General features: G+C 68.4%; 29 protein-coding genes. 19 read left to right on the top strand and 10 right to left on the bottom strand.

What is annotated here, in order from left to right:
* Positions 1-12: 12 nt before the first annotated feature.
* The 3 genes from ACGFIF_RS41545 to ACGFIF_RS41535 are packed head-to-tail and all read left to right on the top strand — an operon-like array spanning position 13 to position 2,920.
* Positions 13-939 (top strand): carbohydrate ABC transporter permease, encoded by a 927-nt coding sequence (locus ACGFIF_RS41545; RefSeq protein ID WP_393162920.1) that lies wholly within the window; start codon positions 13-15, stop codon positions 937-939.
* Complete coding sequence (locus tag ACGFIF_RS41540) at positions 936-1,823, top strand: carbohydrate ABC transporter permease (RefSeq protein WP_393162918.1); 888 nt, start codon at positions 936-938, stop codon at positions 1,821-1,823. The genes ACGFIF_RS41545 and ACGFIF_RS41540 overlap by 4 nt, the downstream gene beginning before the upstream one ends.
* A complete protein-coding gene (locus tag ACGFIF_RS41535) occupies positions 1,820-2,920 on the top strand; it encodes a hypothetical protein (protein ID WP_393162916.1) in 1,101 nt (366 codons plus the stop codon). The genes ACGFIF_RS41540 and ACGFIF_RS41535 overlap by 4 nt, the downstream gene beginning before the upstream one ends.
* Here the strand turns inward: ACGFIF_RS41535 and ACGFIF_RS41530 are convergent.
* On the bottom strand, positions 2,892-4,175 hold the full coding sequence (locus ACGFIF_RS41530) for a sensor histidine kinase (RefSeq protein ID WP_393162914.1): 1,284 nt from the start codon (positions 4,173-4,175) through the stop codon (positions 2,892-2,894). The two genes, ACGFIF_RS41535 and ACGFIF_RS41530, sit on opposite strands and share 29 nt — an antisense overlap.
* Entirely contained in the window at positions 4,160-4,831 is a 672-nt protein-coding gene (locus ACGFIF_RS41525) for a response regulator transcription factor (protein ID WP_393162912.1), read from the bottom strand. Before ACGFIF_RS41525 ends, ACGFIF_RS41530 begins: the two co-directional genes overlap by 16 nt.
* A 97-nt stretch (positions 4,832-4,928) precedes the next feature.
* On the opposite strand from ACGFIF_RS41525, the gene ACGFIF_RS41520 reads away from it, so the two are divergent.
* From ACGFIF_RS41520 to ACGFIF_RS41505, 4 genes are all read left to right on the top strand, one after another.
* Positions 4,929-5,648, top strand: a complete 720-nt coding sequence (locus ACGFIF_RS41520; protein ID WP_393162909.1) for an ABC transporter ATP-binding protein — start codon at positions 4,929-4,931, stop codon at positions 5,646-5,648.
* Positions 5,641-6,414, top strand: a complete 774-nt coding sequence (locus ACGFIF_RS41515) for an ABC transporter permease (protein WP_393162907.1) — start codon at positions 5,641-5,643, stop codon at positions 6,412-6,414. Before ACGFIF_RS41520 ends, ACGFIF_RS41515 begins: the two co-directional genes overlap by 8 nt.
* Entirely contained in the window at positions 6,411-6,863 is a 453-nt protein-coding gene (locus tag ACGFIF_RS41510; RefSeq protein WP_393162905.1) for a hypothetical protein, read from the top strand. The genes ACGFIF_RS41515 and ACGFIF_RS41510 overlap by 4 nt, the downstream gene beginning before the upstream one ends.
* 84 nt (positions 6,864-6,947) lie before the next feature.
* Entirely contained in the window at positions 6,948-7,337 is a 390-nt protein-coding gene (locus tag ACGFIF_RS41505; protein ID WP_393162903.1) for a RidA family protein, read from the top strand.
* On the opposite strand, the gene ACGFIF_RS41500 is transcribed toward ACGFIF_RS41505, so the two are convergent.
* Together ACGFIF_RS41500 and ACGFIF_RS41495 are read right to left on the bottom strand one after the other, a co-directional pair.
* A complete protein-coding gene (locus ACGFIF_RS41500; protein WP_393162901.1) occupies positions 7,334-8,206 on the bottom strand; it encodes a serine hydrolase in 873 nt (290 codons plus the stop codon). The two genes, ACGFIF_RS41505 and ACGFIF_RS41500, sit on opposite strands and share 4 nt — an antisense overlap.
* Entirely contained in the window at positions 8,203-9,126 is a 924-nt protein-coding gene (locus ACGFIF_RS41495; protein WP_393162899.1) for a LysR family transcriptional regulator, read from the bottom strand. Before ACGFIF_RS41495 ends, ACGFIF_RS41500 begins: the two co-directional genes overlap by 4 nt.
* A gap of 74 nt (positions 9,127-9,200) precedes the next feature.
* Here ACGFIF_RS41495 and ACGFIF_RS41490 point away from each other — a divergent pair, with 74 nt between their 5' ends.
* Complete coding sequence (locus ACGFIF_RS41490; protein ID WP_393162897.1) at positions 9,201-10,172, top strand: MBL fold metallo-hydrolase; 972 nt, start codon at positions 9,201-9,203, stop codon at positions 10,170-10,172.
* Here the strand turns inward: ACGFIF_RS41490 and ACGFIF_RS41485 are convergent.
* Positions 10,162-10,905 (bottom strand): GNAT family N-acetyltransferase, encoded by a 744-nt coding sequence (locus tag ACGFIF_RS41485; protein ID WP_393162895.1) that lies wholly within the window; start codon positions 10,903-10,905, stop codon positions 10,162-10,164. The two genes, ACGFIF_RS41490 and ACGFIF_RS41485, sit on opposite strands and share 11 nt — an antisense overlap.
* Before the next feature lie 48 nt (positions 10,906-10,953).
* On the bottom strand, positions 10,954-12,360 hold the full coding sequence (locus tag ACGFIF_RS41480; RefSeq protein ID WP_393162893.1) for a PLP-dependent aminotransferase family protein: 1,407 nt from the start codon (positions 12,358-12,360) through the stop codon (positions 10,954-10,956).
* 129 nt (positions 12,361-12,489) lie between these two features.
* Here ACGFIF_RS41480 and ACGFIF_RS41475 point away from each other — a divergent pair, with 129 nt between their 5' ends.
* Genes ACGFIF_RS41475 through ACGFIF_RS41460 form a run of 4 tightly spaced genes read left to right on the top strand, consistent with a single transcriptional unit; the run spans position 12,490 to position 15,033 of the window.
* Positions 12,490-13,773 carry an FAD-binding oxidoreductase gene (locus ACGFIF_RS41475; RefSeq protein ID WP_393162891.1) on the top strand — a complete coding sequence of 428 codons (1,284 nt, stop codon included), beginning with the start codon at positions 12,490-12,492 and terminating at the stop codon, positions 13,771-13,773.
* 16 nt (positions 13,774-13,789) lie between these two features.
* The gene (locus tag ACGFIF_RS41470; RefSeq protein WP_393162889.1) at positions 13,790-14,140 is read left to right on the top strand and encodes a DUF1622 domain-containing protein; all 351 of its coding nucleotides are present in this window, start codon (positions 13,790-13,792) and stop codon (positions 14,138-14,140) included.
* A gap of 31 nt (positions 14,141-14,171) precedes the next feature.
* Positions 14,172-14,525 (top strand): DUF4440 domain-containing protein, encoded by a 354-nt coding sequence (locus ACGFIF_RS41465; protein WP_393162887.1) that lies wholly within the window; start codon positions 14,172-14,174, stop codon positions 14,523-14,525.
* Positions 14,526-14,532: 7 nt separating this feature from the next.
* Entirely contained in the window at positions 14,533-15,033 is a 501-nt protein-coding gene (locus tag ACGFIF_RS41460) for a tetratricopeptide repeat protein (protein WP_393162885.1), read from the top strand.
* Positions 15,034-15,036: 3 nt separating this feature from the next.
* On the opposite strand, the gene ACGFIF_RS41455 is transcribed toward ACGFIF_RS41460, so the two are convergent.
* Together ACGFIF_RS41455 and nhaA are read right to left on the bottom strand one after the other, a co-directional pair.
* Positions 15,037-15,510 (bottom strand): rhodanese-like domain-containing protein, encoded by a 474-nt coding sequence (locus ACGFIF_RS41455; protein WP_393162883.1) that lies wholly within the window; start codon positions 15,508-15,510, stop codon positions 15,037-15,039.
* Between the two features lie 95 nt (positions 15,511-15,605).
* Positions 15,606-17,483, bottom strand: a complete 1,878-nt coding sequence (nhaA, locus tag ACGFIF_RS41450) for a Na+/H+ antiporter NhaA (protein WP_393162881.1) — start codon at positions 17,481-17,483, stop codon at positions 15,606-15,608.
* 148 nt (positions 17,484-17,631) lie between these two features.
* Between nhaA and ACGFIF_RS41445 the strand changes: the two genes are divergently transcribed.
* Positions 17,632-18,333, top strand: a complete 702-nt coding sequence (locus tag ACGFIF_RS41445) for a GAF and ANTAR domain-containing protein (protein WP_393162879.1) — start codon at positions 17,632-17,634, stop codon at positions 18,331-18,333.
* A gap of 51 nt (positions 18,334-18,384) precedes the next feature.
* On the opposite strand, the gene ACGFIF_RS41440 is transcribed toward ACGFIF_RS41445, so the two are convergent.
* Positions 18,385-19,215 carry an oxidoreductase gene (locus ACGFIF_RS41440; RefSeq protein WP_393162877.1) on the bottom strand — a complete coding sequence of 277 codons (831 nt, stop codon included), beginning with the start codon at positions 19,213-19,215 and terminating at the stop codon, positions 18,385-18,387.
* A gap of 76 nt (positions 19,216-19,291) precedes the next feature.
* Here ACGFIF_RS41440 and ACGFIF_RS41435 point away from each other — a divergent pair, with 76 nt between their 5' ends.
* From ACGFIF_RS41435 to ACGFIF_RS41425, 3 genes are all read left to right on the top strand, one after another.
* The gene (locus ACGFIF_RS41435; protein ID WP_393162875.1) at positions 19,292-19,852 is read left to right on the top strand and encodes a TetR/AcrR family transcriptional regulator; all 561 of its coding nucleotides are present in this window, start codon (positions 19,292-19,294) and stop codon (positions 19,850-19,852) included.
* A 258-nt stretch (positions 19,853-20,110) separates the two neighbouring features.
* The gene (locus tag ACGFIF_RS41430) at positions 20,111-21,256 is read left to right on the top strand and encodes an ROK family protein (RefSeq protein ID WP_393162873.1); all 1,146 of its coding nucleotides are present in this window, start codon (positions 20,111-20,113) and stop codon (positions 21,254-21,256) included.
* A gap of 36 nt (positions 21,257-21,292) precedes the next feature.
* Positions 21,293-22,006, top strand: a complete 714-nt coding sequence (locus tag ACGFIF_RS41425; protein WP_393162871.1) for a GNAT family N-acetyltransferase — start codon at positions 21,293-21,295, stop codon at positions 22,004-22,006.
* Here the strand turns inward: ACGFIF_RS41425 and ACGFIF_RS41420 are convergent.
* Entirely contained in the window at positions 21,950-22,492 is a 543-nt protein-coding gene (locus ACGFIF_RS41420) for a CGNR zinc finger domain-containing protein (protein ID WP_393162869.1), read from the bottom strand. The two genes, ACGFIF_RS41425 and ACGFIF_RS41420, sit on opposite strands and share 57 nt — an antisense overlap.
* A gap of 149 nt (positions 22,493-22,641) precedes the next feature.
* Between ACGFIF_RS41420 and alr the strand changes: the two genes are divergently transcribed.
* The 3 genes from alr to ACGFIF_RS41405 are packed head-to-tail and all read left to right on the top strand — an operon-like array spanning position 22,642 to position 25,375.
* Positions 22,642-23,784: an alanine racemase gene (gene alr / locus ACGFIF_RS41415; RefSeq protein WP_393162867.1), complete on the top strand. Its 1,143-nt coding sequence runs from the start codon at positions 22,642-22,644 to the stop codon at positions 23,782-23,784.
* Positions 23,781-24,746, top strand: coding sequence for a D-alanine--D-alanine ligase (locus ACGFIF_RS41410; RefSeq protein WP_393162865.1), 966 nt, complete (start codon positions 23,781-23,783; stop codon positions 24,744-24,746). Before alr ends, ACGFIF_RS41410 begins: the two co-directional genes overlap by 4 nt.
* The gene (locus tag ACGFIF_RS41405; RefSeq protein WP_393162863.1) at positions 24,743-25,375 is read left to right on the top strand and encodes a M15 family metallopeptidase; all 633 of its coding nucleotides are present in this window, start codon (positions 24,743-24,745) and stop codon (positions 25,373-25,375) included. Before ACGFIF_RS41410 ends, ACGFIF_RS41405 begins: the two co-directional genes overlap by 4 nt.
* The last annotated feature ends 67 nt before the right edge of the window (positions 25,376-25,442 follow it).

Here is a 25,442-nt window from a genome sequence, read left to right as displayed (position 1 = left end):
GGAGATTCCACGATGGCAGTTCTGCAGGCTGATCCGGCGCCGCCGGACACACAGGTCCGTCGGCGACCACGGGAGCGATGGACGCCGTACGCGCTGTTGGCGCCCACGCTGGTGCTCGTCGCGATCTTCCTGCTCTACCCCATCGGCAGTGTCGTGTACTACTCGCTGTTCAAGTACAACGTCACCAAGCCGCGCAGCAACGGCTTCATCGGCCTCGAGAACTACCAGAACATGCTGAGCGACCAGATGTTCTGGGACTCGCTGCGCTTCACCACCCAATGGGTCGTCGTCGAGGTCGGGCTCCAGCTGGTGCTGGGGCTCGGCCTGGCCCTCGTCATCAACGAGACGTTCGTGGGGCGGAGTCTGGCCCGGTCGCTGGTCTTCTCCCCGTGGGCGGTCGCCGGTGTGCTCACCACGACGATCTGGCTGCTCATCTACAGCCCGACCACCGGGTTCTCCCGCTATCTCGCCGACATCGGTATCGGCAGCTACGGCGAGAGCCCGTTGATCGACGGCACGTCAGCCTTCTGGGCCGCGGTATTGGCGGAGCTGTGGCGAGGTGTGCCGTTCTTCGCGATCCTGCTGCTCGCCGATCTGCAGACCATCTCGCAGGATCTCTACGAGGCCGCGGAGGTCGATGGCGCCGGGCGGCTGCAGCGGTTCTGGTCGGTGACCTTGCCGCACCTTCGCAACGCGATCGTCCTGTCGACGCTGCTGCGGGCGGTGTGGGAGTTCAACAATGTCGACCTGCTCTACACGCTGACCGGCGGCGGTCCCGGCAACGCGACCATGACGCTGCCGCTGTACGTCGCCCGGATGGCGGTCGACGCGAAGGAGTTCGGCTACGGCTCCGCGCTGACCGTGTCCGCGTTCCTGATCCTGGCGATCTTCTCGATCGCGTACCTCAAACTCTCCCGCGTCGGCCGGGAGGCCTCATGACCACCGTTCTTGAAGCGCCGACCCAAAGCCGTCCAGCGGTCGATCGTCGACAATCCGAGCGCAAGACCCCCGACAACCGGCAAGCACCGCGGTGGATGATCTATGCGCCGCTCGCGTTGTATCTGCTGTTCACGCTGGTGCCGTTCTACTGGATCCTGCTGTTCAGCCTGCGCCCGGCCGGTTCTACCTCCGTGCTGCCATGGCCGATCACGTTCGAGCACTACGCGACGGTCTGGAACGGCGCCGGGTTCGCGGTGTTCTTCAAGAACTCCGTCGTCATCGCGTTGTTCACCCTGTTCGGTACGACGGTGTTGTCGCTGCTCGGCGGCTACGCGCTGGCCCGGTTCCGGTTCCGCGGCCGGGGTGCGTTCATGGTGATGACGTTGTGCACGCAGTTCATCCCGGGCGCGATGATGCTGATCCCGCTGTTCGACATCTTCCGCACCATCGGGCTGATCAACACCCCGTGGAGCATCGTCATCGCCGACACCGTGTTCGGGTTGCCGCTGTCGCTGATCATGATGGCCGGGTTCATCCGCAACATCCCGATCGAGCTGGAGGAGGCGTCCTGGGTGGACGGATGCGGCCGGCTCCGCGGCTTCCTGACCGTCGTCCTGCCGCTGCTGCGGCCCGGGATGGTGGCGATCAGCTCGTTCGCCTTCATCGGGTCGTGGAACAACTTCCTCTTCGCGCTGATGTTCCTCAACGACCAGGACCAGTTCACCATCCCGGTCGGGCTGAGCTACATGCTCGGTGAGTACAGCGTCGACTTCGGCGCGTTGGCGGCGGGTGGCGTGGTGGCCGTCGTACCGGTTGTGCTTGTCTTCGCCTATGTGCAGAAGTTCCTGGTGCAGGGCCTGTCGGCGGGCGCGGTGAAGGGTTGAGACCGACTGCGTTGGGTGGGTACGACGACTGGCCGGGGTTCGTTCGGGACGCCTTGCCGCTGACCGGTGACGAACTCACCACGAGTGTCGCCGGGCTGCTCGGCGTACCCGAACCACCTCGGCCGCCGGCGGTGCGGATTGTCGACGATTGGCAATCGGACGGTGTCCACGGCCGGGTGCTCGAGTGGAGCACCGGGTTCGGTCCGCCCACTCGTGCCTGGCTGGTGCGTCCTGATGATCCCGGGCCGCATCCTGGGTTGCTCGGGCTGCACTGCCACGCGGGTGTGAAGTCGGTCGGCGCGGAGCGGCTCGTCGAGACGCCTCGGCCGAGTGCCGGCGCGGTCAGACTTCGCCAGGAGCTCTACGAGGACCGGGCCGTCGCGAACGAACTCGCCCGCGCGGGTTTCGTGGTGCTGTGTCACGACACGTTCGCGTGGGGCTCGCGCCGGTTCGGGCTCGATCCGCTGCCGTGGCGGCTGCGCGACGTGATGGCGACGTACGAGGCAGCCTGGCTGGCGGCGGATCACTCCCCTGGCGACGACGAGTGGTACGACGTCGCCGCCGGCCATCACGAGAACACAGTCGCCAAGGCAGCCGGGCTCCTCGGTACGTCGTTCGCCGCGATGGTCGCGTACGACGACCTCGTCGCCCTCAGCGTGTTGCGCCAGCTCGACGCGGTGGACGCGGACCGGGTCGGCGTCTTCGGCTTCTCCGGCGGCGGTGGGCGCTCGGCGATGCTCACCGCCCTCGATCCGCGCATCAAGGCGTCGGCGATCGTCTGCATGATGACCACGTTCGACTCACTCATCCCGGCGTACCTCGACGCCCACTCCTGGCTGTTCACCACCCCCGGCCTGGCCCGCCACCTCGACCACCCGTCCCTCACCGCCGGCCGAGCCCGCCACCACCAGCTCGTCGTCTACGCCGAGGACGACGCCCTCTTCCCACCCCAAGGCATGCTCGCCGCCGACCGCGAACTCACCGAACACTTCCACCACGGCCCCGCCACCTACCAAGGCCTCTTCCTCCCCGGCCCCCACCGCTTCGACCGCCAAATGCAGGACGCGGTCAAGACCTTCCTGCTGTCGTCGCTCTGAGGCGGACCTCCAAGGTTGCGCCGCCGGTTGGTGAGGTGTGGATCTCGATGGTGCCGTGGTGGCGGCGGACAACTTCGGCGGCGATCGCCAGGCCGAGGCCCGCGCCGCCGGTGTCGCGGGAACGGGCCGAGTTGAGGCGGACGAAGCGCTCGAAGACGCGGGCCCGGTCCGCCGGCGGGATGCCGGGACCGTCGTCGGAGATGGTGAGTACGACGGTGCCGTCCGACTCCGCCAGACTCAAGGCGATCCGGCTGCGGGCGTGCCGGGCGGCATTGTCGGCGAGATTGTGGATCATCCGGGCCAGCGCGGTCGCCTCGCCGCGCACCTGACCGGCCGACACCGCCGAGGTGTCGACGGCGAGATCTGTTGCCATACGCAACCGTTCTGACTCGGCGAGGACGAGGTCGTCCAGGTCGACCGGCGTACCCTGCGGTTCGGTGTGGTCCTCGTCGGAACGCGCCAGCAGCAGGAGGTCGTCGACGAGGTGCTGCATGCGCACGTCCTCGGCCAGGACAGTGGTTGCCAGCGCGTCCACGGTGGTGCTGTCCGGGTGAGCCTGCGCGACCTCGGCGTGCTGGCGGATCGCCGCGATCGGAGACCGCAACTCGTGCGACGCGTCGGAGACGAATCGCTGCCTGCTCTCGTGCGAACGCTGCAACCGGTCGAGCATCCGGTTCATCGTCCGCGCCAGCCGGCCGATCTCGTCCAGGCGTACGGCGGGAACCCGGCGATGCAACTCGGTCGCGGTGATTTCGTCCACCTCCCGTCGAATGGCGGTCACCGGCGCCAGGACCCGCCCGGTCACGATCCAGGTCACCGCACCCACGATCAGCATCATCACCGGCACACCGACCACCAGTACCCGGCTGACGAATCGGGTCGAGTCGAGTACGTCGACCAGCGGCCGCCCGACGACCACTTCGCCACCCGACTCGACCGGGGCGGCGGCAAAGACGAAGTCTTCCGAGTAGCCGGAAGGTCCGACCTTGACGCAGCCAGTGCCAGGCGCGGCGAGCTTGCCGGCGTCCGAGGCGCCGACCACAGAACCGGATCGGTCGATCAGCTGCACGAGCTCGGCGCTCGTCGACGACGTTCGCACCGCGGAGTCCGACGACAGCTGCGACGCCCGTTCGCGAGCTTCGGTGCAGACCTGAGCTGTGAGCACCGAACCGAGCAGCGCGACCAGAACGACGGCGCCGGCCACCAGCGCCACACCGACCACCAGCACCGCGGCCAGCGTCACCCGGATTCGCATGTCATCGCCAACCGGTAGCCCGCGCCGCGCAGGGTGGTGATGGCGTCCTGGCCGAGTTTGGTGCGGAGGCGGCGGATGTAGACCTCGACGATGTTCGGGTCACCCTCGAAATCGAAGTCCCAGACGTGATCGAGGATGGTCCGCTTCGACACCACCTGACCGTGCCGCCGGAGCAGGAACTCCAGCAACGACAGCTCGCGCGTCGTCAGCACCAACTCGGCCTCACCACGCCAAGCACGCCGCGTCGCCGGATCCAGCCGGAGCTCGCCGGCTTCCAGTACCGCCGGTCGATCGGCCGCTCCCCGTCGTACCAAGGCCCGCAGTCGTGCGATCAGGACGGCGTACGCGAACGGCTTGGTCAGGTAGTCGTCGGCGCCGAGGTCGAGCGCCCGGACCTGGTCGGCGTCCGCATCTCTTGCCGTGAGCATCAGAATCGGCGTCCAGACCTGCTCGGCCCGCAGCGTCGCACAGATCTCGAACCCGTCGATCTCCGGCAGCATCAGATCCAGCAGGACGACGTCGTACCCGTGCTCGCGCGCGAGCCACAACCCGTCCGTCCCGGTCAGCGCGACGTCGACGGCGTACCCCTCCGCCTCCAACCCGCTGCGCAGACCGCCGGCCAGCCGGGGCTCGTCCTCCACCACCAGTGCCCGCATCAGCCACCTCCAGGCCGATCGTCTTCCATTGTGGCTGAATCCGGGCTGAATGCACCGTTCAGCGAGCATTCAGCACCACGGTCCTACCGTCGGCCACATGGCAACCATCGAGGCGATCGACCTCAGCAAGCGGTACGGCGCGCGCAACGCCCTCGACGGACTCACCTTCGCCGCGGACCCCGGCGACGTGATCGGCCTGCTCGGCCCCAACGGCGCAGGCAAGACGACCACGATCCGCCTGCTCACCACGATCCTCGAACCCACCGGCGGAACCTTCACAGTGGCGGGCATCCCGGGCGATCGACCGGACCGGATCAGGCAACGCATCGGCGTCCTGCCGGAGAGTGCCGGCTACCCGGCCCGGCAGACCGGCAGCGAATACCTCCGCTACGCGGGGCGGCTGTTCGGCCGCGGCCGGAAGGATGCACGCGATGTCGCCGACCGGTTGCTCACCGAGGTCGGCCTCGGCGACCGGGCCGGTGCGCGGATCTCGACGTACAGCCGCGGTATGCGGCAACGACTCGGGATCGCCCGGGCGCTGATCAACGATCCCGCGGTCGTGTTCCTCGACGAACCGACGCTCGGCCTCGACCCGGCCGGCCAGCGCGAGATCCTCGCCACCATCGGCGAGATCAGGCGAGGCGCCACGGTGGTGTTGTCGACGCACACTCTGACCGAGGTCGAGCAGGTCTGCAACCGAGTGATCGTCCTCGACCAGGGCCGGCTCCGCGCGGACGGATCGCTTGCCGAAGTCGTCGGTACGGGCAGCTTGAGCGATGCGTTCCTCAGCCTCACCGAGGAGGCGGGTCATGACTGAAAGCCGATGGGAGGTCGTCGCCGAGCAGGAGTGCCGGGACCTCTGGATCGGCGGTCGCGGGCCGACGTTGGTGTTCGGGTTCAGCGTGCTGCTCAGCGCGATGACCTATCTGGCCGCGACCAACCAGGCGATGAACTTCCTCGAACAACGCGAAGCGGTCAACCTCACCGTCCAGATCGGGCTGGCGGTGGGTGTCCTGCTCACGGTCGTGGTCAGCGCGGACGCGATCAGCGGTGAACGCGAGCGCGGAACCTTCGAAGGCCTGCTGCTCACCCCGGTGTCCCGGCGCGGGATCATCGTCGGCAAGCTCGCCGCCGCGTCGACCATGTGGCTGGCCTGCCTCGTCGTCACGCTGCCCTACCTGTGGGTCCTCGGGCGCGGCGTGGCGGGCGCCGTACCGGCAGCGCTCCTCGCCCTCACCGTCGGGACGCTGGTCGCGACCGGTCTCGGCGGGGTCGGCCTGCTCATCAGCGCGGGCACGAACTCCAACAAGACCAGCCTGGCGTGCGGATTGCTGGTGCTGCTCGTGTTGTTCGCACCGACGCAACTGCCGGCGCTGCCGAAGACGGGGATCGGTGAAGTGATCACCCGGGCCAATCCGATCGGTTCGGCACTGCACTACATCTCGCAGATCCTCGTGAGCCGGCGCGGCTGGACGCACGACCTCAGCTACCTGGCCTCCCCGGTCCTCGTCGCGCTGGTCGTCACCGGCGTCCTGATCGTGGCCGGCCCACGACTTGTCCGACTGACCGCGGGGCTGCGATGAACACGCTGGGCCTGCTCGCCGCCGTACTGCTCTCCGATCCGTCGATCACCATGAACCAGGACGAGCTCAACGCTGTCATCGGGCAGACGCTCACGGTCGAGTCGGTCGTATCCGGCCCGGCGATCGCCCACCTCAACGTGGTCAGCCTCGACGGGGTGTACGTCGATCTGGAGGATTGGTCCCAGGACGTCACGCGATCGGTGCCGGCTGAGGAAACCGCGCTGGATTGGGAGTTCCAGGCGGTCAACCCAGGCCGCTTCGCGGTGTACGTCGTACTGATCCCGCAGAACGGCCCCCTCGTCGCCGGCCCACCCGTCCACGTCACCGTCTCCCGCCGCGAAACCCTGGACACCGGCGGCGCCCTCCCCGTAGCCGTCGCCGTCCCAACCATCCTCGGCTTCGCCGCACTCGCAGCCCGCCGCCGTACATCGACAGGCTTCTGGAGGTAGCCGAGCGGTTCCGGGAGGAATGCGGTGGTGTTGGGAGGGCTGGGCGGGTGAGGATGGCGGGAGGACGACTCTTGGAGGAGTGTTTTGAGCAAGCTCTCGTATCCCCGGCCTGAGGGTGTTGCGCCGGGGAATGGGTACAGCCATGTGGTGACTGGGCCGGGGCAATGGGTGGCGGTTGCCGGCCAGGTCGCGTTGGATGCTGATGGCAACTTTGTTGGGGTCGGTGATCCGGCGGCGCAGGCGCGGCAGGTGTTCGCGAATCTGGATGCCTGTCTGAAGGCGGCCGGTGCGACCTTCGCTGACGTGGTGAAGCTGAACTTCTACGTCACCGACATCGCCTTCCTGCCGGCCATCCGCACCGCCCGCGACGAGTACGTCGACACCACCAACCCACCCGCCAGCACCGCGGTCCAGGTCGGCGCTCTCTTCAGCCCCAACGCCCTCCTCGAAGTCGAGGCCTACGCAGTCGTCTAACGCAGTAGGTCTACCGCGGCCCGGGCTGCTTCGCCGATGGCTGTGTCTACGCGGGGTTGGCGGAAGTCGCCGCGGGCGGCGAGGGTGAAGACGGCGATCGCGAAGGCGGCACCATCGGGCAAGGTGACCACGCCGACGTCGTGGCGGAGGGCTCCGAAGGTGCCGGTCTTCCCGGCGACGCGGACGCCGTCATGCGGGAAGCCGGAGGCCATCCGGTGCTGGAAGAGCTGCCGATGCATCGTCGCCTTCACGAACTCCGTCTGCCCGTCCGACAACAGCTCCCCCGCCCACAACCGCCGGAGCAGCAACGTCATGTCGCGCGGACTACTCGCCGACGCGTTCGCCGCCTCGTAGACACCCACTGGATCAGTCCGGTCGTTGTCAGCCAGTACGGCGAGCGCCGCATCCGGACTGTCCAGCCCCGTACGCCGCTGCAGATCACGCAGATGCGCAGCAGTCCCCCGCCGTACCCAGGTCCGCTGCAAACCGAACGACTCCAGCAACTCCGCCAACCGCCGCAGCCCGACCAGATCCAGCAACGCATCGGCCGACGCGTTGTCCGACACCGTCATCATCAACACAGCCAGGTCCCGCAGCGACATCGTCACCGGATCCGCCAGCACCGACAGCCCGGTCGGCCCAGCCGTCCGCTCAGCCGGATCCAACGTCAATCTCGACAGCGGATCGATCTCCCCGAGATCCACCAACCGGCAGAACCCAGCCAGCAACGGAAGCTTGTAGACCGACGCCATCGGTACGACGCCATCCGCGTCCACCTCGACCGTCGACTCAGGCGAGTCCAACGCGACCGCGTGCAGCCAACCCCGGACGCCCGCATCCTCGAAGACCGCCCGAATCCGCGCGCTCACGACACCACCAGCGCATCCGTCAGCTGCGCCATCACGTCAGCCGGTCGCAGGAACGGCGTACGCGTCCTGGACCACACCAACCGCAGCCGCACCGGCAGCGGATCGTCGACGAGCCGATGCCGCCCGACCCCCGGCGCCGTCAACGACGGATCGGCCGTCACCACGATCGCCTGACCCGCGGCCGCCATCGCCAGCCCGGCCCGCTCATCCGTCACCACGACCGTCCCGCCGTCGGGCCGATGCAACGCCAACGTGTCCAGGAACAGGTCGCGAGCCGCCGGCGCCTCAGCCCGTGGCCGTACGGCGACCGGCGCCCCACCCAAGCGCCGCAACTTCACCTCGTCACCGTCATCCGGCACGACCGACGTCGGCACCAGCGCCCACGTCGGCAACAACGTGACCGGACCGGCCTCGAGCCCGTCCAGTACGGCGGGATGCAGTACGACGGCCATCGTCAGCCGACCCGCGGACACCTGACCGACGAGCGAACTGGTCGGCGCGGACACCACCGTCACCCGGCTCCCCGGGATCGCCGCGCCACACGCAGCCGCCACCGCGGCGCCGGTCGACGGCGGAACCTCCGGCGCCAGCCCCAACCGGATCTCCGGTCCCTCCGGATCACGCGCGACCGCGGCCTGATGAAGCTCCTCGATCGTGCTCAACGCCCGCCGCGCGTACGGGAGCAAGGCCGCGCCGGCCGCGGTCAGCTCGACCCCTCCCTGCCCGCGCTCGAACAGCTTGGCCCCGACCAGCGCCTCCAGCCGGCGCAGCCCCTGCGACAGCGGCGGCTGGGTGATGCCGACCACCCGGGCGGCGTCACCGAAGTGCTGCTCCTCGGCCAGCGCGATGAAGATCTGCAGATGCCGCTCAGTCAGCATGCCCCGCTGACCTGCGGCGATATGTCCCGGCAATCGGATCATGCGCAAGAGCATATTCGACATGTCCGACCGCGCTCACCTTGACTGAAGGCTCAGGTACGGCGAGAGGAGACAGCGTGAAGGTGAGTCGCAGGGGAATCATCACGGGCGCCGCGGCGGCCGGTGCCACCGGAGTCATCGGCGTGGCCGCCCGAGGCGCAGCCGCAACCACGGACGCATCAACTGCAGAGGCAGCAACAACGAGCGAGGCAGCAACAATCCAGGCCGGCGCAACCAAGGAGCCGGTCGAACTCACCTGGCTCGGGACGCACGCGTGGCAGATCCGGTCGGGGAAGAGCATCGTCCTGACCGATCCCTGGATCACCCGGTTCAAGACCGGCACGTTCACGCCCGAGGGCGCGGACCCCAAGACCAAGCTGGTGATCGAGCCGGACGTGATCGACCGCTACATCTCCACGGCCGACGCGATCCTGGTGCACCACGGCCACTACGACCACATGGCCGACGTACCGTACGTCGCGAAGAAGACGCAGGCGACGGTCCTCGGCACCGAGTCGCATCTGAACATGCTCCGCGCGATGCGGACGCCGGAAGAGCTGCTGTCACCGGTGCGCGGTGGTGAGTACCTGCCGTTCGAGGGCTTCACGATCGAGGTCTTCCCATCCCTCCACTCCTGCAGCGGACGGCACCACACCTACGCCTACCCCGGCTACCGACTCGACGGTGTCCCGCCGCGGCCGCGCGTGATCGAGGACCTGCTCGAAGGCGGCACGCTCGCGTACGTGATCACGATCGGCGGCGTCCGGATCCTCAGCCTGAGTACGGCGAACTTCGACCCGAACGCCCTGCGCGACCTGCAGGTGGACGTCGTCTTCGCGGCGCCCGGTGGCGAGCTCGGGATCACCGACCGGCTGCTGCGCACGATCAAGCCGGTGCGGAAGGTCATCGCCACGCACTGGGACGACTTCGACCTGCCGTTGGACAAGCCGAGCGTTCCGTGGACCGATCTGACGAAGCTCCGCATGTCGGTCGAGACCGCCGGTGCGGAGTTCGTCGTGCTGGATCACCTGGAGAAGATCACGCTTTGACCCGGTAGTGGTACTGCGAGACGGTCCGGAACCCGAGCCGGTCGTACAGGGCCCGGGCCGGCTCGTTCTCCGCGACGACCTGCAGGAACACTCGCCGGACCCCCAAGGTCGTTGCCTTCTGCAACAACGTGCGGATGACGGCGAGGGCGAGCCCCTGCCGGCGGAACCGCTCGTCGACGGCCAGGCAGTACAAGCCGGCCCAGTCGTCGACCAGGGCGAGCCGGCCGATCGCCTTGACCGGACCAACCGAGGGAATCGTCGCGTAGAGAGCCCGGCCGCGATTCAGGATCTGCCGGGCGGCCGCCTGCTCGTCCTCCCCGCCGTGCCCGTCGATGCGCCACCAGGCGTCCATCCACGCATCGTCGGGCACCGAGGAAATATTCACGTCGACCGGCACGTCGGGCAGCCGGTCGAGGAGGTCGGCCACCTCGGCGCACTGCACCAGCGTCGGCGCCTGTACGACGTAGCCGCGAGCCTCGAGCCGGTCGTCCAGATCGGTCGGCTGAGCCGCCGGGCTGACATGGAAGCACGGCGTGATGCCGTGCGCCTGATACAGGTTTTCCACGTAGTCCAACGCTCTTTCGAGGTCGAACGGCGCACTCGCGGGCAGCACGGAGTTGGCTCGCTTGGTGACGCCGCGGTTGCGGCGGACGACCCAGCCGTCCAGTTCGGTCTTGGCCTCCGCGGGCCAGCCCTGATTCATCAGACTGTCGATGCCAGCTGCACTGATCACTCCACCCAGCGTAGAACCAAGCGAATCAACTTGCAACCGATTGGATGATTATTCACTCAGACCGGATACAGCGTCCGCGAGTACGTCGATGCCCTCAGCAACAGCCTTCACGGTCAGACCGCCGTACCCGAATACCAGCCCGGCCGGTCCGTGCCCGGCCATCCAGTACGGCGCCAACCCGTAGACCCCAAGTCCACGCTCCAGCGCGGCCGCCGACACCGCGCTCTCGGACAACCCCTCCGGCAACCACGTCATCACGTGCAGACCGGCCGACACCCCCACCGGCACGAGCTCCGGCAGCCGCTCACCCAGCCGCTCAACCAGCGTGTCCCGAAGCTGCCGATACTGCGGCCGCATCCGCCGCAGGTGCCGGTCGAACTCCCCGCGCGCCACGAAGTCCGCGAACGCCAACTGATCGAGCACCGGCGACCCGCGATCGTCCGTTGTCTTCGCCTCGGACATCGCCCCGACCAGCCGAGCCGGCAGGATCAGCCACCCGAGCCGCAGCCCCGGCGCCAACGTCTTGCTCGCGGTCCCGGCGTACGCCACCCGGTCCGGTGCCAGCCCCTGCATCGCCCCGATCGGCTCCCGGTCGTACCGGTACTCCGCGTCGTAGTCGTCCTCGATGACCAAGGCATCCCGCCGTACCGCCCAGGCGACCAGCGCCGCCCGCGTCTCCGCCGACGCCACCGCTCCGGTCGGGAACTGATGCGCGGCGGTCACCAGTACGACGTCCGCACCGGACTGCTCGAGTGCGTCGACATCGACCCCGGTCTCCAGCACCGGTACGCCGACCACCTCGAGCCCGGCCGCCGTCGCCACGTCGCGCAACTCGTTGTCGGACGGATCCTCGACCGCGAGCCGCCGGTAGCCCTGTTTCGCCAGGACCTGCAGCAACAACCGCGATCCCTGGGCGAAACCGTTGCAGATCAGCATGTTCTCGGGCTTGGCCGCCGTACCGCGGACCCGGTTCAGGTAGTCGGCCAGCGCGTGCCGGAGTTCGAGCGCGCCGCGTCCGTCGATGTAGGCGAAGCTCCGATGCGGCGTCTCGTTCAGCACCTTCCTGATCGACCGCAGCCAGGCGGCGCGGGGGAACTGGGAGACGTCGGGCTTGCTGTACTTGAAGTCGATCCGTGGCGGCATCGTGGTCGGTCGAGCGGTTGAGGATGCCTCGACCACGGCGATGTCGGCAACCTGGGTGTAGCCGCCGCCGCGGCTGACCAGGTACCCCTCGGCGACGAGCTGCTGGTACGCCTCGACCACGACGCCACGGGACAGTCCGAGGTCCTGGGCGAGGGCCCGGGTCGACGGCATCACCGTGTCGGCGCGCATCAGACCCTGCCGGATCCGGTCCCGGATCGCCTTCTCCAGCTGCTGGTGCAGCGGCACGCCGACATCCCGTCGGAGCTCGACCAACAGCTCGGCGGCGCCGGAACTGGTCCTGTTTCGGCTCACACAACTGGACCTTATCGGAGTACCGCCACGCTGTCAGGGTGATGGAAGAGCCCGAACAACCGAGCCCGAAACAACCGAGCCCGAACAACAGAGCCCGAACAACAGAGCCCGACACCAAGGAGCGGACCGATGGACAAGCTGCTGCAGGCCGGCGACACCGGCTACGACGAGGCCCGGAGCGTCTGGAACGCGATGGTCGACCGCTATCCGGCCGCGATCGCGCGCTGCCACGACACCGCCGACGTCGTCGCCGCGGTTCGGTTCGCCCGCGAGGCCGGTCTGGAGATCGGCGTCCGCTGCGGCGGCCACAGCATCGCCGGCCACGCCGTCCCCGACGGCGGCCTGATGATCGACCTGACCCCGATGAACGCGGTCCGGGTCGATCCGGACCGCCAGCTGGCCTGGGTCCAGGGCGGCGCGTTGCTGGGTGAGCTGGACGAGGCCGCGCAGCGGTACGGTCTGGCGACGACCGCGGGCAACGTCTCGCACACTGGCGTCGGCGGACTGACCCTCGGCGGCGGCATGGGCTGGCTGGCCCGGCAGTTCGGGCTGGCGTGCGACAACGTGGCGTCGTACGAGCTGGTCACCGCGGACGGCGACGTGGTCCGTGCGAGTGCCGACGAGAACGCCGAGCTGTTCTGGGGGCTGCGCGGCGGTGGCGGCAACTTCGGGATCGTCACGTCGTTCGAGTTCCGGCTGCACCACATCGGCACCCGGGCGCTGGTCGCCGAGTTCACCTACCCGTCCTCGGCGGGTTTCGACGTACTGCGGACTTGGCGCGAGCTCAACGCCACCGCGCCCCGGCAGGCGACCTTCACCGCAAGCATCACGCCCGACGCCGTGACCGTCGGGTACGTGTGGGTCGGCGACGGCGGTTTCGAGTTGCTGGATGCGTTCCGCGCCATGGGCCCCACCGACGAACAGGTCGAGGAGATGCCGTACCTGACGCTGCAGAGCCGCGACGACAACGTGCAGGGTCACCGCTACCGCCGTTACTGGAAGGGCCACTACTTCAAGGCCCTGCCGGACGACGCGATCCGCGCGCTGCTGCGCACCCCGGGTGTGTCCGCGAGTCTGCAGGCGTACGGCGGTGCGATCGCCGACGTACCGGACGACGACGCGGCGTTCAGCCACCGGGACACGCTGTTCGAGTTCGTCACCGCGACCCGCTGGGTGGACCCGGCCGAGGACGCGGCCCGGATCGGCCGGCTCCGTGAGTACGCCGCGACGCTGGCGCCGTACGCGAACGGCGCCTACCTCAACACCCTCAACGGCGACGCGATCAGCCGCGCCTTCCCGCCGGCCAAGCTGACCCGGCTGACCGCACTCAAGACGGCGTACGACCCGGCGAACGTCTTCCACCTCAACCAGAACATCCGGCCCGGCGGGGCAGCTACCACCGACGCCGCCTGACTGGTACTTGTGGACGGTGGACTTCGAGGCGGTGTTCGCCGACGTGGCCCGGGTGATCGAGGGTACAGGCGTGGTCATCATGGCGATCGGCCTCGCCGTCGTCCTGATCCGCTACGTGTACGACGTACTCCGCAAGGGCGCCGGCAGCTACCAGCAGCTGCGGGTCAGCCTCGGCCGGGTGATCCTGCTCGGCCTCGAGATCCTCATCGTCGGCGACATCATCCGCACGATCATCGTCCAGGCATCCGTCGAGAGCGTGCTGGTCCTCGGCCTGATCGTGGTGATCCGCACCGTGCTCAGCTTCGCCCTCGAGGTCGAGATCTCCGGCGCGTGGCCGTGGCAGAAACGTCCCGTCAAAGCGGACTGAACCTGTCCGCTTGGGGTTCTACGGTGGCACCATGACAGCCACCGAGAGCTTCTTCGAAGACTATGCGGCCGCCCTCCTCGCGCGCGACGAGAAGCGGATCGCCCGGATGTACGCGGTGCCCTCGCTCATCGTCTTCCCCGGCCAGTCGATCCCGGTCACCAGCGAACAACAGACCGAGCAGTTCTTCGCCTCGTCCTGGGCGCAGTACGAGGGTGTGGACGCCGTGCAGAGCAAGATCTCGGTGATGGCATCGACCTCGGCGAGCATCTGGGCCGATGTCACCTGGTCGTACGACGGTGAACCGCGCGAACGTTTCTGCTACCAGCTCGCCGACGGGCCGGACGGCTGGAAAATCGCCGTGCTCACTCCACTGGACCAGGCATGATGGACGGGTGATCACCGAGTTGACCCCCGAACTGGCGGCGACGATCGAGGCGGCGTTCAACCGGCGGGACCGGTCGAACATGCAGCCCACGATCGACTTCTTCGAGAACCTGCTCACCGAGCACCCGGACAATCCCTATGTGCTGTACGAGGTCGGCGGTTCGTACGACACCGACGGCCAGGAGGAGAAGGCGGTCGAGTACTACGAGCGCGCCCTGCCCGGGCTGACCGGTGAGACGCGACGCAAGTGTCTCCTCCAGTACGGCAGCACCCTGCGGAACCTGGAGCGCTTCGACGAGTCCCTGGACGTCTTCAAGGCGGCGTGCGCCGAGTTCCCCGAGTCGGACTCGCTGCGGGTGTTCAAGTCGCTCACCCTGCACGCGGCCGGCCACAAGGACAAAGCGCTCGCCACCCTCCTCCTGGTCATCGCCGATCGCCTCGGGACCCCCGAGATCAAGCGCTACGAGGCCGCCATCCGCGGCAACGCCGACTACCTCGCCAACCTCTGACGATCAGCAGGCACAGGCGATACCGCGCGGCGCGGTGAGCGGGTCGGCCGGGCGGCGTTCGATGCCGTCAGCGGTTTCCACCGGCAGGCCTTCGCGGGACCAGTACTCGAATCCGCCGATCATCTCCTTGACCGGGTAGCCGAGCTTGGCGAACTCGAGCGCGGCCTTCGTCGCACCGTTGCAGCCCGGCCCCCAGCAGTACGTCACCACAGTCACACCCTCCGGTACTACGGACGTCGCACGGGCCGCGATCTCGCGGGTCGGCAGGTGGATCGCGCCGGGGACGTGGCCCTGGTCCCAGCTCTCCTGGCTGCGGCTGTCGACCAGCACCCAGCCGGTCGCCCCCGCGCCGATGTCCGCGGCCACATCCGACACATCGGCCTCGAAGGACAGCCGGCCGGCGAAGTGCGCGACCGCGGCGTCCCGCTCGGCGGCGGGCGTCTGCAGAACAGCCGAAGTGTGCAGGTCAACGGGCATCTCGGGGCTCCTTCTCGATCAGCGGAGCCACCAGCGTCGGGCATCGCCATGGTCGAGCAACAGTGGCAGAAATGCCCTAGTACCACAAGATCCAGTCAGCGACTGATCTTGGCCCGCGCCCGGGCGACCTTGATCGCGGTCGTCAGCGTCTCGACGTCGTACGCCCCGTAGTGCCGCTGCCCGTTGATGAAGAACGTCGGCGTGCCGGACACCCCGCTCAGATCGGCCGACTCCACGTCCTGCGCGACCCGCGCCGCCGCCACGTGCCGCTTCACCTCGTCGTGCAACTTGTCCTGGTCCAGCCCGAGTTCCTCGGCGTACCGGAGCAGATCCTTGGGCTGCAGGTTCTCCTGGTTCGCGAGCAGCAGATCGTGCATCTCCCAGAACGCACCCTGCGCGTCCGCCGCCTCGGACACCTCCGCCGCGATCTGCGCCCGCGGATGGACGTCGCTCAGCGGCAGATGCCGCCACACGTACCGGAGGTCGTCGTCCTTCAGCAGATCCCGTACGACCGTCTCGGCGAGCCCGCAGTACGGGCACTCGAAGTCGCCATACTCCACCAACGTCACCGACGCCGTCTCCGGACCGCGGATGTGATCCCGCTCGGGATCGACCGGGTCGATCAGATCCACCAACTCATCCGCGTCGCCGAGCAGGGCGATCGCCTTCTTCGGCGGAGAGAGCAACTTGGCCGCGCGGAACACCAGCCAGGTCAGCGCCGACGCCACCACGACCGCCGACAGCAGCCCGAGCTTGGCCTCCGCCAGCAACGGCCCCTCGAAGGCAATTGTTGCTATTAGCAACGAGACCGTGAAGCCGATGCCGGCGATCGTGCCGCTGCCGATCACCGCCGCCCAGCCGACCTGCGGCCGGTAGCGTCCGCCGGAGAAGCGGGTGAGCAGCCAGGACACCACCGACACCGCGACCGGCTTGCCGACCACGTACCCGACCAGGATGCCGAGCGTGATCGGCGACGTGTACGCCTGACCGAGGAAGTCCAGATCGATCGTGATGCCGGCGTTCGCGAGGCCGAACAACGGGACGATCAGGTAGCTGGTCCACGGGTGGTAGAGGTACTGCAAACGCTCGTTCGGCGAGATCGTCGCGGTCAGCCCGACGGTCGCGGAGCGGGCCAACTCGGGCGTCGGCTGCTCGCGGAACAGCCGGAACAGCCCGGTCGCCTGCTCGAGCTCCTCACGGCCGGGTGAGTACGCCGACGCCGTCAGGCCGATCGCGAGCCCGGCGACCACGGGATCGACGCCACTGGTCAGCAAGGCGGCCCACGTGACGACGCCCAGTACGACGTACGCCCAGGCCTTGCGCACTCGCAGTACCGCCAGAACCACCACTGCGGCGAAGGCGAGAAGGGCGAGCGCGAGGGGTTTGAGGGCGATGTTCTCGCTGTAGACGACGGCGATGACGAGCAGCGCGAGCAGGTCGTCGACGACGAACACGGTCAGCAGGAACACCCGGACGCGATCGGGCACGCCGCGGCCGACCAGCGCGAGCAGGCCGAGGGCCAGCGCGGTGTCGGTCGACATCGCGACACCCCAGCCGTGCGCGCCCTCGCCGCCCGCGTTGAAGGCCAGGTAGATGAGGACCGGCAGGATCATCCCGGCGACGCCGGCCGCCAGCGGCAGCACGAACCGGCTGCGGTCGCGCAGGTCGCCGAGGTCGAACTCGCGCCGCGCCTCCAGCCCGACGACCAGGAAGAACAGTGTCATCAGGCCGCTGTTGATCCACTCCCGCAGATCCAGGCTGAGCACGTCGCCGCCGAGCCCGATCGACAGCTCGGTCCGCCAGAAATCGTCGTACATCCCCGGCGCGAGATTGGCCCAGAGCAGCGCGATCAGGATCGCCGCGGCGAGCACTCCGGAGCTGCCCGCTTCGGTCCGCAGGAAGGCGCGCACCGGTGCCGCGAACTCCCGCCGCCAGCTCGTCCGGCCGCTCAGCAGCGCGGGGAAGTCCGTCATGGATTCACTGTATCGTTCTGGGTTCAAGGACCCAGAAAAATCTCCGGCCCGACCGGCTAACAGTTTGGGGGGTAGGGGCTGCATTATGTCTCCTGAGGATCACTCCAGCCAAGGGGTGCCTGATGGCTCGCGCACGACTGGAGTCCCCTTGACCGAGCAAGACCTCGCCGCGACGTCGGCGGACGCTTTCGCCCACCTGGCGATCGAGTTGCACGACGCTCCGGGGGTGGAGGAGACGATCGACGCGGTCGTCCAGTTCGCCCTGCAGGCGCTCAGTTGTACCTACGCCGGCGTCGCCCTGTACGCCCGCGGGTCACAGCCCGAGGTCGCGGCCGTGACCGACCCCGTGGTCGCCGATGTGTACACCCTGCAGATCAACAACCAGAACGGCCCGCTCGTCACCGCACTACGGGACCGGACGCCGATCCTGATCCGCGACACCCTCACCGACGACCGCTGGCCCGAGTGGGCCGAGAAAGTCGCCGGCCTCGGTGTCCGCAGCGTCCTCGACGTACCGCTCGCCACCGGGAACGAGACCCGCGCGACGGTCGGCGTCCTCGGCCTCTACAGCGACCGCCCCGACGCGTTCAGCCAGGACGACGAGGCGATCGCCCACATCCTCGCCCGGCACGCCTCCGTCGCGGTCGCCTCCGCCCGCCACGAGGAGACCATGGCCCAGGCCGTGGACGCCCGCAAACTCGTCGGCCAGGCGATGGGCATCCTGATGGAACGCTTCGACGTCGACGGCGACCGAGCCTTCGCCATCCTCAAGCGCTACTCCCAGGACACCAACACCAAACTCCGCGACGTAGCCCAACAACTGATCGACACCCGCAAACTCCCCCACTGACCACACTCGGTCAGTCACCGCCCAGGACGTTGCTGATGCAACAGTTTGTGGTCAGTTGCGGGCGCCGGTGGCGCGTTTGATGGTGTAGTCGAAGGCTCGGTCGGGGAGAAGGCGGCGGAGGGTTACCAGGGGTTTGGCGGCGAACCCGACGAGGTAGCGGGTTCGGGGGCGTCGGGCGGTGACGGCTTTGGCGATGGCGTCGGCGATGACGGTGGGTGGGGAGCTGCGGCGGTCGGCCATCTCCGAGTCCATCGACTTCGCCATGGCTTCGGCCTGGTTGGCGTAGGGCCCGGCGGCGGAGACCTTGCGGAGGTTGTCGGCGGCGATGCCGCCCCACTCGGTCCTGATGCCGCCTGGCTCGATCACGACCACGTCGATGCCGAACGGCTTGACCTCCAGGCGGAGGCAGTCACTGAGTGCCTCGAGGGCGAACTTGGTGCCGTGGTACCACCCGCCCAGCGGGGTGTAGATCTTGCCGCCCATCGAGCTGATGTTCACGATCCTGCCGCTGCGCTGCGCGCGCATCCCCGGCAGCACGAGTTGGATCAGCCGTGCCGCCCCGAACACGTTCACCTCGAACTGGTACCGCGCCTCGGACAGCGGCACCTCCTCGAGAGCGCCGTACGAGCCGTAGCCGGCGTTGTTCACCAGTACGTCGATCCGCCCGGACTCGGCCAGGATGCGTTCGATCCCCGACTGCATCGAGTCCTCGTCGGTGACGTCCATGGCGAGCGGCCGGATGCCGTCGGCGGCGAGTTTCTCCATCCGGTCGACCCGGCGGGCGGCGCCGTACACAGTGAAGCCGAGGCCGTGCAGCTTGCGGGCAGTGGCCTCGCCGATACCGGACGAGGCACCGGTGACGAGCGCGATCTTCGGGGTCATGGCCGTCCTTGCAGCTAAGATGAACTCCGGTTCACGATTATCATGAACCACGGTTCACAATATTTCAAGGAGTCAGATGAGCCCGCGCGCCGACGCCGTCCGCAACCGGCAGAAGATCCTCGACGCCGCCCGCGAGCAGATCACCCGGCACGGGCCGGAGGCCGGAATGGACGAGATCGCCGCCGCGGCCGGCGTCGCAGTCGGCACGCTCTACCGCCATTTCCCGAACAAGACCGACCTGGTCACAGCGGTCATCGCGGAGTACCTGGGCCACGTCGCCGACGATGCCGAGGCCGCGAACGAGCGAGTCGCGGCCGGCGCCAAGCCGATGGACGAAATCACCTCGTTCGTCGAACGCGTCCTCGAGGCCTCCGCCACCGACCACGCAGTGAAGGCCGCGGCCCGCACACTCGGCGCCGACACGGTCGACGAACCCGCCGAAACCCGAGCCCGCACAGCGGTCGGCACCCTGATCAAGGCCGCCCAGGACGACGGCGACCTGCACCCCGACGTCACCGTCGACGACTTCTATCTGCTGATCTCCTCCGCGCCCATCGACCAACCACCGGCAGTCCGCGCCCGCTGGCTCACCCTCGTTTTCCCGGGCCTCACCACCCGAGGTCGCGGCTCCGACTGAGCACACGGTGGTGATTCATCAACCGTTTGAAACGTTAAGAAAATATAGGAAACTGGCGAACGCCTTCCCGGCAGATCGGGTGCATACTTCAAGAAGAATTGGGTACTCCGCCCGCGACTGGTCCGCATCGCCTTGTTGTGTCGACATCTGCGGACCGTTGGGTTGAGCTTGACGCCGGGGCTTGTGCGGCCAGAACCGCGGACCGGGTCACGTCCCGGCGTCCAACCCAGCCTCCTTTCCACCGTTTACGCTGGGCGCGTGGGTGAATGGCGACCATTGACCGGTCCGTCGCGGCAGGTGGCGCTGGAGATCCTGCTGGACGGTCCGTTGTCGCGCGCCGAACTGTCCCGCCGGGTGGGGTTGTCGCCGGGCAGTCTGACCCGTTTGACCAAGCCGATGGTGGAATCCGGCCTGCTCGTCGAGCTGACCGCCGGACCGACGGACGCACGCGTCGGCCGACCATCGCAACCGCTCGACCTCGATCCGGCCGCCCACCACTTCGTCGGTATCAAACTCACCGGTGACACCGCGATCGGCGTCCTGACGACCCTGCGTGCCGAGGTGATCGCCAGCGCCGAACGCCCGCTGACCGATCACACTCCGTCCGCGGTGGCTCGGCTCGTCCTCGAACTGGCCGACGACCTCGCCGTGCAGGTGCCCGGGGAGCGCCCGATCACCGGCCTCGGCGTGACCGTGGGCGGTCGGGTGACGGACAACTCCGAGGTCCGCTGGGGACCGTACCTGAACTGGGTCGACGTGCCACTCGGCGAGATTCTCGCGGCCGACACAGACACCCCGGTCGTCGTCGTGAACGATCTCAACGCGCTGACCGAGGCGACGCACTGGTTCGGCGCCGGCCGCGGCTTCGACCGCTTCGTGTTGCTGACGATCGGAGTCGGCGTCGGGTACGGACTGGTGCTCCACAACCGGACCGTCGACAGCCCCGACACGAGTATCGGCCTGATCGGCCATCACCCTCTCATTCCGGACGGGCCGCGCTGCGACCGCGGTCACCACGGGTGCGCACTGAGCCTGCTGACCGTCGGCGCCATCACCGACCAGGTCGGTCGCGCGCTCGGCCGGCCCGTGGAGTACGAGGAATGCCTCGACCTCGCCGCCAAGGGCGACGCTGCCGCGTATCCGGTGGTCAGCAGGGCCGGCCGCGCCCTGGGCCGACTCATCGCCGCCGCGGCGAACTTCACCATGCCCGAGCTGGTGGTGCTCGGCGGTGAGGGCGTCCGGCTTGCGGAGGTCGCCCACGACGAACTGCTCGCCGCGCTGCACGCCGACCGCCACCCGTCCGCCGCGGAGCTTCGCATGGTCCTGCAGCCCGCCGACTTCACCGAATGGGCCCGCGGCGCCGCGGTCGTCGCCATCCAGACGTTCGTACTCGGAAAACAGTAACTGACTATCATCGATTAAACAGTTACACTCGATCGCATGAGCGAGCTGTTGAGGCGATGGGTCGAGGGCTGGCGGCTGTGCCGGGGGCTGGCACCGGTGATCGAGTACGACGACGCAGTGGCCGTCGTACTGCGATTGCCGGGGCGCGAGCGGGAGTTGTTCGCGCTGACGGATGACCCCCTGGTCGTGGATCGACTGGCGGCCGGGATGGTCGAGGATGTCTGGCTGACCGTGACCACGCAGCACGGTGCCGGGGTGGCCCGACGGCTCGCGGCCGCCGGGCTCGAGCCGTTCGCGGAGCAGAAGCTGCTGATGTCGATCGACCTACGCGATCACCCGCAGCCGGCGACCTCGTTGAGCGAAGTCCAGGTCTGGCCGTCGGGGGATGAGCCGTATGAACTCGAGATCACTTCCGCGGGCCCGCTGGAGTATGTGCGGATCCTGGCCGTGGACGGCACGATCGCGGCGCGGGGGATGGCGTCGATTGTCGACAATGACGCGGTGATGCACGACATCCAGACCGATCCGGCACATCGGCGGCGTGGGCTGGGCAGCGTGGTGATGGGCGCGTTGAGCCGGCGCGCGGTCGAGCGGGGCGCCGACTCGGGCCTGTTGATGGCAACGGTGGAAGGCGTTCACCTCTACCGCACGCTCGGCTGGTTGCCGGAAGCAACCATGGTGACCGCGAGGGGATCAGGCGGATCGGGCGCGGTGAGCGGCGACCTTGGTGCGGTTCTGACAGGCCGTTGAGCAGAACCGCTGAGTGCGGCTCCGGGTCGAGTCCAGGAACAGATCCTCGCACTTGACCGCCTCACACCGGCGGAGGCGATGAACGTCTTCACTGCCCAGCAACATAGCGGTTGCGGTCGCGAACTCCGCGATCCATCCGGCCGCCTCATCCGGATCCCCGAAGTGCAGGTGCCATGGCGCATCCTCGTGCCGGGTCAGCTGTGGCGCCGCCTTGGTCGCCTTGAGCAGTTCGTTCACCACCTGAACCGCCCCGTCGACATCGCCTTCGGGGAGGTGGCCCAGAGCGTCGTACAAGACCCGCCCACCGGACGCGAACGCCGTGACGTCCACCTCGACCGGCTGGTCGGTGGTCAGTCGCAGTACGTCGTGCACAGCAGCCGCATCCGGTGCAGCGGCCGGACGACCCTGTCGCCAAGCGGATCCGAAGGCGTTGCCCAATGCGATCGCCGCCAGCAACGACGCCTTCAGGTGATCCGTGGCTTCCACCTGTCCAGTATGCCGTGGGAAAGTTCGCCGGACCGGCGGATTTCATTCATCTGGATGAGCTGCGTCATACCAGGGTCGTAGCCGCCGGCCGGACACATCCTTCCGCGAACCGATGAAGTCGTTGGTTGCCGGAAACAACAATGGCGGCTATGAACCTGGTCCAGAGCCCGTCCCGCCATCGCCCGGCAGTCCGTGGGACCGCCGGCCTGTCCGAGGCGGTCGTCGACCTCTCGGCGGTTCGCGACAACATTCGCACCTTCCGTCGCCTCGTGCCAGCCGGCGTTATGGCCGTCGTCAAGGCGGATGCCTTCGGTCACGGTGCAGTACCGGTGGCCCGTGCGGCCGTCGAGGCCGGCGTGACCTGGCTCGGCGTCGCCCGCGCCGAGGAAGCGCTGCAACTGCGAGCCGCCGGGTTGACCGTACCGATCCTCACCTGGCTGTACGACGCCGCCGAGCTCATGCTGCTCGGCGATGTCGACGTGGACGTGAGTGTCTCGACGATCGCCGAACTGCAGCGGGTGCTCTCCAATCCGTCGGTTCACCACGTGCAGCTCAAACTCGACACCGGCCTGCACCGATCCGGTAGCGCACCCGATCAGTGGATCGAAGTCACCCGAGCCGCCGCACACTACGAAGCCCTCGGCGCCCTCACGGTCCGCGGCATCTGGTCGCACCTCTCGCACGGCGACTCACCGGATGCCGTCCAGAGCCGCAGGCAGTTGCAGCTGCTCCGTACCGGCGTGATCCTGGCTCGACGGGCTGGTCTGCGGCCCAGCGTCGTCCATCTGGCCAACTCCGCTGGGGCAATCACGCTCGATGCGCCCGACCTCGACCTGGTCCGGATAGGCGCTGGGCTCTACGGCATCGACGAGACCGGCATCGGGCTGCGGCCGGCGATGCGGCTGATGAGCAAGCTGGCCCAGGTGCGACGGATCCGCGCTGGTGAAGGGGTTTCGTACGGACATGACTTCGTCGCGGAGCGGGACACGACTGTGGCGCTCGTTCCGCTCGGGTACGCGGATGGCATTCCGCGCATCGCCACTGGACAGGCGAGCGTGCTGTGCCGAGGAGTCCGGATGCCCGTGATCGGGCGGATCGCGATGGACCAGTTCGTCGTGGATGCCGGCGAACTGCCGGTCGAGGCGGGTGAACCGGTGACGATCTTCGGCGACGGATTGCGCGGCGAACCGACCGCACAGGACTGGGCCGACTGGGCCGGCACCATCCCGCACGAGATCTACTGCGGCATCGGATCCCGAGTGGCCCGCCGGTACGAGGAGGCGGCCCGATGAAGGTCGCAGTCGTGATGGGCGGCGCGAGCCCCGAACACCAGGTGTCCCTGGCCAGCGGCCGGGGTATCGCCAAGGCGGTCAGCCTCCTCGGCCACACCGCGATCCCGCTGGTGATCGATGCCGAGGGCAACTGGGTGGACGGCCAGCACGAGGCGATCGAGATCCTGCAGGCCTGTGACGTCACCGTCCCGGCCCTGCACGGCGAAGGCGGCGAGGACGGCACGCTCCAGGGATTCCTCCAACACCTGAAGATCCCGTACGTCGGCAGCGGCGTGGCAGCCAGTGCCGTCGGACTGGTCAAGCACCTCACCAAGGCCGTCCTGAGGGCACACGGCATCGCGGTCACGCCGGGTGTCACGCTCGCCGGTCCCGACCTGACCGACACCGAGGCCGCGATGCGGAAGCTCAAGGCGGCCGGTCTCGACTTCCCCGTCTTCGTGAAGCCTGGCAACGGTGGCTCGAGCTTCGGTGTGGCCCGGGCGACGGACCTTCCGGCGCTCTCACAGGCGATCGCGGCGGCCGCCGTCCTCGATCCGCACGTGCTGGTCGAGCGGGAGATGGTCGGCCGGGAGATCGACCTTGCCGTGCTGGAGTTCCCGGACGGGCGGATCGAGGCCGCGCCGGCGCTGGAGATCCACAGCGATCCGGAGCAGCCCTTCTTCAACGCGACCGCGAAGTACGACAGCAGCGCCACCAGGTTCGTCGTACCGGCACCGCTGGATCCGGAGACGGCCGAGCGACTGCGCCGTACGGCGATCGAGGTCTTCGAGGTGCTCGGGTGCGAAGGGCTCGCCCGGGTCGACTTCTTCGTCCCGGCGGACGGTGAGCCGGTGGTCAACGAGATCAACACCTTCCCCGGGTTCACCCCGGCGTCGCAGTTCCCGCGGATGTGGGCGGCGGCCGGGACGAGCTACGCCGAAGTGGTCGACACCTTGCTGCGGACGGCGGTGGCGCGCGGATGACTGTTCTGTTGAGCGACGACCGGATCACCCGGATCCCGGCGATCGAGAGCGGTGAACCGCTGATCGATCTGTTCACGCGGGGCATCTCGACACCGGATCGGCAGTTCGCCCGGGAGAGCGTCGCGGACCGGCTCGCGATGGCCGGCGCCTTCCTGCCGGCCGGCGTACGACTGCATGTCGTGGAAGGGCTGCGACCGCTCGAGAGCCAGCAGGACATCTACGACGACTACCGCACCGAGCTCGAGCGGCTGCACCCGGGGATCTCGGACCACGACGTCCACGTGCTGGCGAGCCGGTTCGTCGCTCCGGTCGAGATCGCCCCACATGTCGCCGGGGCCGCCGTCGACCTGACGCTGATCGGAGCGCACGGCCCACTCGACCTCGGTACGCCGATCGACGCGACGCCCGAACAGAGCAACGGCGCGTGCTTCTTCGATGCCGCCAACATCAGCCGGGAAGCCCGGGCGAACCGTTCCCTGCTGGCCGACGTCCTGACCGCCGCGGGTCTGGTGAACTACCCGACCGAGTGGTGGCACTGGTCCTTCGGCGACCGCTACTGGGCCTACCTGGAGGACCGCCCCAACGCCATCTACGGCCCATCCTCAACCACTTCAGCCCTGGCGCACTGACCCGGGCCACCCCGGCGCGGGCACAGCCCCCTCGGCGTTTGATAGACGCTGCCTATCAGGTCATAGG

It is taken from the genome of Kribbella sp. NPDC049174 (genome assembly GCF_043197365.1).
GTDB lineage: Bacteria > Actinomycetota > Actinomycetes > Propionibacteriales > Kribbellaceae > Kribbella.
This window is presented reverse-complemented; position numbering and strand designations above follow the sequence as displayed.